The 12,533-nt window shown below is 45.1% G+C and carries 9 protein-coding genes; all 9 read left to right on the top strand.

The window, feature by feature from the left end:
* Window positions 1-1,338: BspA family leucine-rich repeat surface protein (locus J6U00_RS11050; RefSeq protein ID WP_296581848.1), on the top strand; the 1,338-nt coding region annotated here is incomplete at its 5' end.
* A 332-nt stretch (window positions 1,339-1,670) separates the two neighbouring features.
* Window positions 1,671-2,762, top strand: a complete 1,092-nt coding sequence (aroC, locus tag J6U00_RS11045; RefSeq protein ID WP_296581845.1) for a chorismate synthase — start codon at window positions 1,671-1,673, stop codon at window positions 2,760-2,762.
* 28 nt (window positions 2,763-2,790) lie between these two features.
* Window positions 2,791-3,819, top strand: a complete 1,029-nt coding sequence (locus tag J6U00_RS11040; protein WP_296581843.1) for a 3-deoxy-7-phosphoheptulonate synthase — start codon at window positions 2,791-2,793, stop codon at window positions 3,817-3,819.
* Between the two features lie 269 nt (window positions 3,820-4,088).
* Entirely contained in the window at window positions 4,089-4,325 is a 237-nt protein-coding gene (locus J6U00_RS11035) for a putative Se/S carrier-like protein (RefSeq protein ID WP_296581841.1), read from the top strand.
* A complete protein-coding gene (locus tag J6U00_RS11030; protein ID WP_296581839.1) occupies window positions 4,312-5,448 on the top strand; it encodes an aminotransferase class V-fold PLP-dependent enzyme in 1,137 nt (378 codons plus the stop codon). The genes J6U00_RS11035 and J6U00_RS11030 overlap by 14 nt, the downstream gene beginning before the upstream one ends.
* A 212-nt stretch (window positions 5,449-5,660) precedes the next feature.
* The gene (gene cdaA / locus J6U00_RS11025) at window positions 5,661-6,572 is read left to right on the top strand and encodes a diadenylate cyclase CdaA (protein ID WP_296581838.1); all 912 of its coding nucleotides are present in this window, start codon (window positions 5,661-5,663) and stop codon (window positions 6,570-6,572) included.
* Window positions 6,569-7,906: a CdaR family protein gene (locus J6U00_RS11020; RefSeq protein WP_296581836.1), complete on the top strand. Its 1,338-nt coding sequence runs from the start codon at window positions 6,569-6,571 to the stop codon at window positions 7,904-7,906. The genes cdaA and J6U00_RS11020 overlap by 4 nt, the downstream gene beginning before the upstream one ends.
* A 222-nt stretch (window positions 7,907-8,128) precedes the next feature.
* A complete protein-coding gene (locus tag J6U00_RS11015) occupies window positions 8,129-10,120 on the top strand; it encodes a DUF5620 domain-containing protein (protein WP_296581834.1) in 1,992 nt (663 codons plus the stop codon).
* A 221-nt stretch (window positions 10,121-10,341) separates the two neighbouring features.
* Window positions 10,342-12,533 (top strand): D-alanyl-D-alanine carboxypeptidase family protein (locus tag J6U00_RS11010; protein ID WP_296581832.1); only part of this gene is annotated, 2,192 nt, incomplete at its 3' end.

Here is a 12,533-nt window from a genome sequence, read left to right as displayed (position 1 = left end):
GATACAAGTAATGTAAAAGATATGAACAATATGTTTGAAGGCTGTCAATACCTTAAATCTGTTGATCTGGGATATTTAAATACCCAAAATGTCACAGATATGCACGAGATGTTTTATGGTTGTACAAGCCTTGAATCGATTAATATGAGAGGCTTTGACACAGAAAATGTCAAAAACATGTACGCTATGTTTAAATGGTGCAGCAGTCTCAAATCACTTGATCTCGGAAGTTTTGACACATCAAATGTCGAAAGTATGCAAGAAATGTTTGCTTTTTGTACCAGTTTTGAATCACTTGATCTCAGTAATTTTGACACTTCAAAAGTCATAAATATGGAATATATGTTTTGTGGTTGCAGTAATCTTAAATCACTTAATGTAAGTAGCTTCAATACATCAAAGGTACAAAACATGTATCGTATGTTTAGCGACTGTTCAAGCCTTGAATCCATTGACGTTACTGGCTTTGATACAAACGATAATAATTCTGATATGTTCCGTGACTGCACTGCTCTTGAACCAAGTATATGCATAGTTAAAGGCAACAGCGTTACTCTTGATGGAAATATTGGAGTAAATGTTTATCTCCAAACCTGCGAGAATCTTGCAAAGGTCGTAATGAGCGGTCCAAATGGTGACAGAGTATATACCGATTTTACAGGCTTTACACAGGACAACGGATATTACAAGTTCTCATATCCCATAAACGCAACTCAGGGCAATGAGCAGATAACTCTCAAGGCTTACGACAAGGACGGCAAGCGCCTCATAATATGCGATAATTATTACGGACTCTGCAACCACTCACAGGTGGATTGCACAGTTTACGGCTATATCGACCAGATCAAGAAGCACGAAATGTATTCGGCTCCCACTCTTGCAGCTCTTGTTGACGGACTTGAAAATTACTGCAAGGCTGCCGAGAATTACTTCAACGGCACCAGCAATACAATTGCCGGTATCGAGAATGTGACCGCAGACAGCGTAAGCGATTACGCAACAGACCTCGGCTCCGACGTGAAGCTCTCACTGGTGCTCAATTCCGCAGCTGCTTTAAGGATCTACACTGAAAGCGATGATGTGCTTATCGACGATGAGACAGTAAAGCCCAGGTACAAGGGCGGAAACAAGTACTATGTGATCCCAAATATCTGCGCTCAGCAGCTCAGCACTGCACACAAGATCACAATCGGCGGCACCGATTACAGCTGCAGTGCCCTGTCCTATGTTCACAGAGTACTGAACAACTCGAATGCCAAGGATAACACGCTTCTCACCGATATGGCAAAGGCAACCTACGTTTACGCACAAGCCGCTTTGGCTTATGTTACACAATAAAGAAAGGAAAGAAAACAAGATGGAAAAATATAATGTTCCCGAGATCGAGATAATCAGATTCGAGAGTGAAGACGTTATTACTGTCAGCGAACCTGAGCTGGAATTACAGTAAACCCTAAGGCTGCTGTCCATGAGGACAGCAGCTTTTTTGTCCCTCAGATAGTCAGAATCACTATTTACTTTAGCACTTTTAATCTGCAAATCGTTAAATTGTTCTGTTGACACAGCTCCCGGGAGATGTTATAATTTAATATGTACTCAGTAACCGCTATAAGGCGGTCATTGCCCTGAACAGAGTTCGGGGAGCTCATAAGCATTTAGGAGATGAGATCATGAAAAACACATTCGGTTCAAGCGTTTCAGTCACGGTTTTTGGCGAGAGCCACGGTGAAGCCATAGGCGCCGTGCTTGACGGTATGGCTCCGGGAATTGCTGTTGACGAGGACTTTATCGCTCATCAGATGAAGCTCCGCCAGTCTGTGGGAGCTCTCTCCACAGCACGCAGGGAAGCAGACAAGGTAAGGATAGTAAGCGGAGTATTTAACGGAAAAACTACAGGTACTCCCATGACATTAATAATAGAAAATCAAGACACAAGAAGCAGGGACTATGGTGAGCTCGCATATAAGGCTCGTCCGGGGCACGCTGATTTTTCGGCAAATATGAAATATCACGGCTTTCAGGACTTTCGCGGCGGCGGTCACTTCTCGGGAAGGATAACCGCAGGGATAGTCGCAGCAGGATCCGTTGCCATAACCGCTCTGCGTAACAAGGGAATAAGGATAGGCACTCATATACTTTCCTGCGGCAGTGTATACGACCGTTCATTTGAAGACCTTATCGATGATATCGACAGGCTCGGAGATATGGAATTTGCAGTGCTTGACGAAGCTAAAGCTGCGGAGATGCAGGTTGCCATAACAGCTGCTAAGGAGGACGGAGACAGTGTAGGCGGCAGGCTGGAAACAGCAGTAACAGGTGTTCCGGCTGGCGTAGGTGAACCTTGGTTCGACTCTCTTGAAAGCGTTCTTGCTCATGCACTTTTCAGCATACCGGCAGTCAAGGGCGTGGAGTTCGGCGCAGGCTTTGCAGCAGCTGATATGCTGGGAAGCAAATGCAACGACTGCTTCTGTTCTGAAAATGGCGCTATTTCCTCATCCACCAACAATAACGGCGGCATACTCGGCGGTATCACAACAGGTCTGCCCATACTTTTCAGAACGGCAGTAAAGCCAACTCCTTCCATTTATAAAGAACAACAGACAATAGACATAAACACCCTTGGCAATACGACGCTATGCATAAAGGGACGTCATGATCCGGCTATAGTACACCGCGCAAGAGTAGTCGCAGACAGCATAACAGCTCTTGTGCTCTGCGATCAGCTTGCAATGCGTTTCGGCACTGACTGGCTGAAAGCGTGATATATCACACAGAAAAGGAAGTATAAATATGGCACTTAATACCGTAAGAGAACTGCCTCATCCCTCGGAGCTAAAGTCAGCTTATCCGCTCTCACAGGAGCTCAGGGACAGAAAGGCTAGTCGTGACGAGGAGATAAAGAAAGTATTCAGCGGACAATCGCAGAAATTCATACTCGTTATAGGTCCCTGCTCCGCAGATTCCGAGGAAAGCGTACTCGATTATATAACAAGACTTCGCGGACTACAGGAAAAGGTCAGTGACAAGATACTTATGATTCCGCGTATATACACCGGTAAGCCGAGAACTACAGGAGACGGATACAAGGGAATGCTGCATCAGCCGAATCCCACGGAAATGCCCGACCTGAAAAGTGGTATCATAGCCGTAAGAAACCTTCATATGAGAGCTCTTTCGGAAACAGGCTTCAGCTCGGCTGACGAAATGCTTTACCCCGAGAATTTCAGCTATCTTGACGACCTGCTCTCCTATATCGCTATCGGAGCTCGTTCCGTCGAGAATCAGCAGCACAGACTGGTATCCAGCGGAGTTGAGATACCAGTGGGTATGAAGAATCCCACTAGCGGCGATATCTCAGTAATGATGAATTCCATAACTGCCGCTCAACATCATCACGCCTTCATATACAGAGGCTGTGAGGTGCGCAGCGACGGCAATCCCTACGCTCATGCCATACTTAGAGGTTATGTCAACGACAGAGGTCAGTCCTTCCCCAATTACCACTATGAGGACCTATACGGTCTTGCTCAGCTCTACGCTGAAAAAGGTCTCAAAAATCCAGCTCTTGTCGTGGACACCAACCATGCGAATTCTGGCAAACAGTACCTCGAACAGATAAGAATATCCAAGGAGGTGCTCCACAGTATGCGCCACTGCGAGGATATAAAAAATCTCGTAAAGGGACTTATGATAGAGAGCTATATTGAAGACGGAGCGCAGAAAATCGGCGAAAACGTCTACGGAAAGTCAATTACAGACCCTTGCCTCGGCTGGAAAAAAACAGAACGCCTTGTTCTTGACATTGCAGATCAGCTCTGATAAAAAAGCTATTATATAATAATGGGCAGGAAGGCATGAAATTCAACGGAACTCCATTGAATATTGAAAAATAGCTTTTAAGTTCCTCCTATTGTACTAATACAGGCAGCCCGTATTGTCAGAAATTTACAATACGGGCTTTTCAGTTATATGTAAACACATGTAAAATATTATAGTGAACAATATCAGCAAGTGACTTTTTTTCATATACTGTAATGTACCGCAGATCCTGCTGAACTGCGCAAACGTAGCAGTCAGGGGTGATTCTTTTGACGAACTGTATACTGGATATGCCCTCCTATACCTATGCGGTCAAGGCACAGCGTCTGCTGAGGGCAAGAGGCTATCCATGCACCATAAAAAGACGTGAAAAAAGCTCAGGCAGCAGTTGTGGCTTCTCACTGGCTGTAAGCAGGGATTGCAGCCAAGCTGCGGAAGTGCTGGATATGTACGGTATCCCATACTCCATCAGGAACGGCGGTGTCACAGAAGATGATAAACTTTGACAACGCTGCCACTACCTTTCCCAAACCTGCCTCAGTATGCAGAGCTGCATCTGAAGCAATAAGAATATACGGTGGAAACGCCGGCAGAGGCGGTCACGAACTGGCGATGCGCACCTCAGAAGCGCTATACTCTGCAAGAGAGACAGCTGCCGACTTCTTTGGCGCAGAACCAGAAAATACTGTATTTACACTGAACTGTACTCACGCGCTGAATATGGCGATACAAGGTATCATGGCTAATGGCGGTCATATAATAATCAGCAGCATGGAGCACAATTCCGCTGCCCGTCCTGCAGCTGCACTTGCGATAAAAAAGCAGGTAACTCTTTCCGTGGCTGAGGTCTACCCTGACGATGAACAAACAATGGAGAGCTTCCGTAGACTCATACGTAGTGATACAAAAGCCATAGTATGCACTCTTGCAAGCAATGTGACGGGACAGCTCCTCCCCTACCGCAATATAGCGGAGCTGTGCAGAGAGCACGATATATGTTTTATAGCCGACGGCTCACAGGTGTGTGGAATATACGATATAAAGCTCTCCGACGGGATAAATATCCTCTGTACCTCGGGGCACAAGGGGCTTTACGGCATAACAGGCACTGGACTGTTGCTAACCGACGGGAAATATCCGATAAAGCCAATCATACAGGGTGGCACCGGCAGCAGTTCCCTCAGCCTCTTTCAACCCTCACTTCTGCCGGACAGTCTTGAAAGCGGAACGCCCAACATCATCGGAGCAGTCACAGTCGGCGAAGGGATAAGATTTATAAACTCCTATGGCATGGACAGACTTCGCTCACATGAGGAAAAGCTCTGCTCTCTATTCATATCCGGTCTAAAAAACACCGTTGGTATCAGAATACTGCGTGGCAACAGCTCAGGATACGCTCCCATTGTCTCCTTCTGCGTGGAGGGCCTCACCTCCGAGGAAGCAGCCGCAATACTTGCGGAAAAGGGCTTATGTCTCCGTGCAGGCTATCACTGCGCAGCTCTCGCCCATGCAACTCTCGGCACAAAAGACGGAACGGTTCGCTTTTCGCCGTCTGTATTCAATACCGAAGCAGAAGTTAGAAAAATCGTATATCATGTTAAAATATTGAAAAATTTACTAAATTCGTAAAAAAGTATTGAAAAAATCTGAATTTGTGGTACAATAATAATATATGCGTATTGCGCAGTCAGCTATGAGGACTGCTGTCCTCATACTACATAAAAGGAAACTGGTAAATTTTCTATGTGGCTCTGACTCAGGAGAACTTCCAGCCGGCATAGTGTAATATACCTGGTAAATAAGTAAGTGCAATCTTTCCCCAAGGGGGTGTTGTTTATATAATGTTCCGTCTTTTAAGTGATACATTCAGTCTTTTTTTCGGCGCTTTAAGTACGTTCTCCCTCGTGGACGCAATAGATATCCTTCTGCTCACTTATGTTTTCTATCTGCTTCTCAAACTCATACGTGAAACAAGAGCAGGTCAGCTAATCAAGGGCATAATATTCCTTGTGGCAGGATACTATATCAGCAGAGACTATAAGTCCCAGACCTTCTCAAACCCATTTCACCTTAAAGCGACCAACTACCTTCTCGAGAAAGTGCTCAATGTAGGCGTTATCGCTATGCTCATACTATTCCAGCCAGAGCTGAGAAGAGCTCTGGAAAAGGCAGGCCGAAGCAAATTCGGTATACGTCTTTTCGGTCTAGGTCAGAATACCAACGAGGTTAAAATGATGTGGGACAGCGCCATAGACGCTATATGCGATTCCTGCGTGGAGCTCTCTGCAAGCTGCACTGGCGCTCTCATAGTAGTTGAAAGGCAGGTCCGTCTCGGTGAGGTAATCGAAACAGGTACTATACTCAACGCCGAACCGAGCAAGGAGATATTCGGAAATATATTCTACCCTAAAACTCCACTTCACGACGGAGCGGTGATAATGCGAGATGGTATTATACTCGCTGCCTCCTGCTTCCTACCAAAGCCGGCAAAAGACGCTCTGATAAATAAGAAGCTGGGTTCGCGACACAGAGCCGCCATAGGCATGAGCGAGAACTCCGACGCGGTAGTTATAGTAGTCTCTGAAGAGACCGGACAGATTTCCGTTGCACTCAATGGCGAGCTCACAAGGGATTATACCCGTGACAAGCTGAAAAGTATCCTTGAGGACACGCTCTTCAACGACAAGAAGGAGATTCTTATCGGCGAAAAGAAGTTATTTTCTTCATTCTCCGAAAGGAGGAAGAAAAAATGAAATTCATAATGCTGAAAAAAGCAAGCAAACGTGAGCTTTACGAATCCAAAAGCAACGCCAAACTAATAATACTTGCCTTCCTTTGTGCCGTATCAGCATGGTTCATAATCACCATAACAAAGTATCCCACCAAAACAGTTACCATAAAGGATTTCCCTCTCGTACTCAATACAAAGGGAACAACTGCAGGCGATAACAATCTTGAGATAATCAATCAAGACGTACAATATATAGATATCAGTTTTGAATGCAGCCTTACGGATTACAATCGGCTAAACGCCAAAACTGTGGAGGCTTACGTGGATTTCAGCAATATCAGTATTGCCGGACCGCAGACGCTTTCAATAAAAGTCAAGCCAAAAGACGAGAATATCGCCATAAAAAGCATTCAGACCGAGCCTTCAATGGTTACTCTTGAACTGGACGAATTCAGCACCGAGACCTTTAATCTGTACGCGGATATCCCTAATCTGGAAATCCCCGAAAACAAATATATAGACGAAAACGGTATATACCCCGATCCCGTTGAGATAACGGTGAACGGCCCCGTCTCCAAGCTTGCAGATATAGATAATTGCTGTGCCGTCTACGACAAGAATATCGTTCTGACCTCATCTGTATCCAATCTCACAAGCAGTAGAATAATGCTCCTTGACGCCAACGGTAAGGAGATAGATCAGAAACAGAACCATATCACCATCACGCCGTCCGTTGTAAACATCAATGCAGACGTCATGGCTATGAAGTCAGTTCCCTTTACGCCAAAATTCATCTCATCGTCGGAGAATTTTGATCCAGAAAGTCTGAATACCAGCTTTACGCCAAGCGAGGTAACTCTAATCGGCGATACCGAAACTATCGAATCAATGCAGAGCATCGAGATACTGATACAGCTGGACGACTTCGATATAGGCAAACTTACAAAGACCTACAACTTCACAAAGAGGCTTCCCGCAGGCACTAAAGCCATTGACGACTCAGAGACTACTGAGTTTGCTATCAGTGCTGAAGGACTTGACTCAAAGGAAGTAACGATCTCAAAGTTCATCAAGGTAAACGAGCCAAATAACGATTACATATATAATATAGAGACCAAGACCCTTACAGTCAAGCTCATTGGTCCTGCAGAAACGGTTAAAGATATAACAGCTTCGGAATTACAGGCTGAGGTAGATCTTTTCGGCATAGAAAAAGAAACGCTTCAGTTCTTCCAGATCGACGTCAAGATTTCATGCAAGACCCATACTGACGTATGGGCAGTCGTAAAATCAAAGGTCAACGTTTCAAGGACTCCGAAATCTGAAGCGACTACTGCTCTGGGAAATAGTAGTTGATAATGCAAAATACGGCTCTGCCGCACTTAATGTGCGACAGAGCTTATTTTTTCTGCTGAATGATAGTGATTTTTCACAAATTATTTATAACAGTTAATTTTTTTATGCAGATTTGCACCACAATTTAACAGTTTAGTAACAAATATATGAACAGAATGTGATATAATGTCCCTGTAAAGCGCTTATGGCGCTGTATTATTTTATCTGAAAGGATGATACGTAATGAACAAATCTTTCGCAACACGACTAAAAGCCACAGCAGTAAGTCTAACTATGGCAGCAGCAGTATTACCAGCTTATCCGGCTACAGTAAACGCTGTTTCCACCTCTGGAGTGATACCGTTCAGTGCGAACAAGGGTGTATCCCAGACCATGAAAGTTGATTCTGTCTATGAGGGAACTATCCCAGAGGAAGGTGCAAAGAGCGTTACATTCACTCTCAGCACAAGCTACACTGGTCAGAGCTTTTCTTATGGCTTCGGTTGCTCGACCACCGATTCTCCCTACTGGCTAGAGCTTGACAAGAGTGGCAAATGGATGGAAGGCGGAACGAACTCAAAGGTAGAAGGAACCGCCTGCAAGCTCGACAAAGCCTCCAGCACCATTACCATAGACCTTACAAAGGCAGGTGCGAAGCCAGGCGGAAAATTTGAATTTAGATGCTATTATTCAGCTCACTGGGACAACTCAAAGAGCGATATGGTGGATAACTCGGTAACTCTCACCGATGTTGAGTTCACCGGCGGAAGCTCATCATCCTCAGGCTCGGGAAGCAGCAGCTCTTCTTCGTCAAGTAGTTCAAATAGTGGAAAGTGGAGCTTCAAGGACAACAAGGACGGCACTGCTACAGTTTCCGCAACTGTTTCAAAACAGCTGGACGACCTTGACTACGACCTCACAGTAGGCTACGATGAGGATTATTATGCTGCAAAGGGTACAGAGATAACAGATACAACGCCTATAAACAGCCATAAATTCAAGTACTCAGACTTCGGCATAGTTGACAGCGAGGGTATCACTATTGATTCACTCTCAGTAATAATCGAAGCTGATTTCGACGTAGATAAATTCATGTACGGTTGCGGAACTAACGTAGAAATGGGCTCGCCTGCAGATACAGAGTACGCCAAGCGTGGTATCATCGACGGCAAGGATGATGCAGGCTACTGGTACAACGAAATGGGCGAAGATTCCAGAGAGGAATTCGAAGAAGCGGGCGTTAAGTTCGGTCTTAAAAATATCGGCGAGGGCACTACCCTCGAAGAAGCTGGAAAGTATATCGAGTGTGTATGGGATGTACCTGAGGAAGTACAGAAGTACCAAACCATAGGTAATGGTGACTCTATCGGCTTCCAGTTCTGGTACGGCACAAAGGAAGCTTCAAAGTACACAGAGATAACCTCAAGCGATCCCGTTACCATTACAAGCGCAACTCTTACCTATACTATAACCAAAACTATCCCCTACACCAAGTCTGTAAAAACCACTGTAGGTAAGTCTCTTGACTGTACGGCTTCTTCCGATTCAAAGAAGAATCTTGAGATATCATACTCCGACCTTGGTATTGAGGAGGATATGGATGTTTATGCTATCCGTTTCGACGTTTCCGCCAAAAACGACGTTAAGAAGCTGGTATACGGCACAGGCACGGGCACTACTAACGCTGCACAGAAATACTGGTATCAGGAGCCTGTCAGCTCGGTAGTTCTCGGCGCCGGAAAGTCAGCTGAGATAATGTGGATACTCCCTAAAGAGGTAGTTGGAAGCTCTCCCGACAAGCATACCGTAAATCCTGACAGCAATATAGTTTTCGGATATTACTACGGCGAATCCGATACTATCACCGTTGACAGCATAGAAGTATACTACGCAGTACCTGAGGTAATCGTAACCACAACTACAACAACTACTACGACAACTACTACCACTACTACAACATCAGCTACTACACAGAAGGAAACAAAGGTCACCAAATGGGGCGATGTCAACTGCGACGGTGATCTTGACCTCAGTGATGCTGTTCTTATAATGCAGAGCCTTTCAAACCCGAACAAATACGGCGTTAACGGCACAAGCGACAAGAGAATCACAGAACAGGGAATAATCAACGGAGACGTTTTTGAAAACGGTTCCGGACTTACTACCTCGGATGCTTCCTCCATACAGAAAAAGCTCCTCAATCTTATCTCCGAACTGCCCGAATCATACAAATAAACTGAAATACTCTCAAGAGCTGCCCTTTCTGGGCAGCTCTTTTTTATGAGAAATCACAAAAAAATGTATATCATTGATATTTTTTTGCAATGCGTCTTCCATTTATTAATATAATGTGATATAATAATTATATGATTTTTTTGTACAATATTTAACAAAGAAATCAAAATCAATTATGTTTTCTGTACAAAAATCAGAAAGCAACATAGAAGGAGAATATAATGAGAGCGAAGAGAATCATAGCAAACGTACTGTCCTTTGCGCTTTGTGCGTGCAGCGTATCTGCTGCTTCAGCCTCTGCCGCAGACAGCAGCACAAACACTGCCCCACAAAACTCAAGCGACAATGAGACCACTGTAGTATCTACTGCCGCAACAGCTTCGGAAACGGCTCAGACAGATGACTCCGATTCCGTTATCACTATTAAGCTCGGCGACGTAAACGACAACGATTATATCGACGCAGCTGACGCTTCAAAGGTGCTTTCGGCTTACTCCAAGACATCAAGCGGACTCTCCTCGGGACTTTCGGCAAAACAGACGATAGCAGCCGACGTGAATATGGACGGTTTAATTGACGCGGTTGACGCATCGTCTATCCTTTCCTATTATGCTTACATATCAACAGCTGTTACCGTTCCCCGTTCAATCGAGTCATATCTCAAAAATATGTCGGAACCGGAAACGACAACGTCTGTAACTACGGCTGTAACTGTAACTACTACTGCTGCAGCAACAACAATATCGGCAGGTTCAACGACTTCTGCAGCTGTAACGACAGCCTCAGCCGCAACGGCCTCGGATGTTCCAGTCAGCACAACAGCGAATGCGACTACTTCTACGGGAGCATCTTCATCTGTCACAGTATCCGGCACCTCAGAAGCTTCAACAACAGTATCAGGTACGGAAACCACCACAGCTCCCGCTACATCAGCTGATCAGGCATCAAGCCTGACAACTGTTATCACAACTGAAACTGTTGCAACTGAAACTACAACAGCTGTAACTGCCGACCCAAACAAGGTTAGCGCTATAAAGCTCAGCAAAACCGAGATATCTCTCAATGTCGGAGAGGGCGACATATCAATGGTAACTATGCTCCCAGCGACCGCCGACAAGACGGAGAAATGGAAAAGCTCTGATGAGAGCATAGCCACAGTAAACTTCGAAGGCTGGATATCCGCAGTATCAGAGGGAATATGTACAGTTACGGTACAGAGTGCCAGCAATCCCGAAATAAAAGCTGATATAAAAGTAACTGTAACAGATCCAACAAGAGTGAGGGAGATAAAGCTAAACAAGTCAGAAATGATAATACCTACAGGCGGTCAGGATTTAGCAATGGTATCAATGCTGCCGGCAAACGCAGTAAACAAGGGCGAAATATGGATAAGCTCAGATGAGGACGTCGCAACAGTCAGCAAGGAAGGTCTTATCTCAGGCATAGCTCCCGGAAACTGCACAGTAACCGTTATCAGTAAGTCGAATCCTGATGTAAAGGCTGAGATAAAGGTTAAGGTAACCGACCCGAAGCAGCCTCTCGGTATCAAACTTACAAAATATGAAATGGATATACTTGCCGGTACTCTTGATATATCCTTTGTAAACACTCTCCCTGATACCGCAGTTCCAATAACTGAGGTATGGGTCTCATCAGATCCCGGAGTTGCTTCTGTTGACAGGTGGGGAAATGTTTACGGAGTATCAGAGGGCTCCTGCATTATCACCGTATCGAGCATGGATAATCCTGATATCAGGGCTGATATTCAAGTAAAAGTCCACAGCAAGCCTGTGACTACTACCACAGCAACTGCTACAACGACAACTACTTCAACAACAACTACAACTACTATTACTACTACCACTGCAACCTCTACATATACTGTATCTGATACATCAACTGCCGAAACAACAACTGTTTCGACCACATCGGCTCCTGTTGTTTCAACAGCTGCTGAACACCTTATTCAGGTTCACGACGGAGTTACCTATATTGACGGTATACTCATAGTCAACAAGACCTACAGTCTGCCTAAGGACTTTGCTCCCGGAGAACTCAGCGAAAATGCAGCCGAAAACTTCGTTCATCTCAGCAGCGACGCAAGAGAGCTCGGTTTGAATATAGTCTGCACCTCCGGATATCGTTCATATGAATCGCAGGAACAGATATACAACAACTACGCTGCAGCCGACGGAGCACTTAAGGCGGATACATATTCTGCAAGAGCAGGTCACTCTGAGCACCAGACAGGTCTCGCAATAGACGTAAACTCAATAAGCGACGATTTTATAGGCACTCCTGAATGCGAATGGCTCGCACAGAACGCCCATAAGTACGGCTTTATTATACGCTACCCTAAGGACAAGGAGGAATATACAGGATTCCGCTACGAGCCGTGGCACATTAGATACCT

It is taken from the genome of Ruminococcus sp. (genome assembly GCF_017650195.1).
Lineage (GTDB): Bacteria > Bacillota > Clostridia > Oscillospirales > Ruminococcaceae > Ruminococcus.
This window is presented reverse-complemented; position numbering and strand designations above follow the sequence as displayed.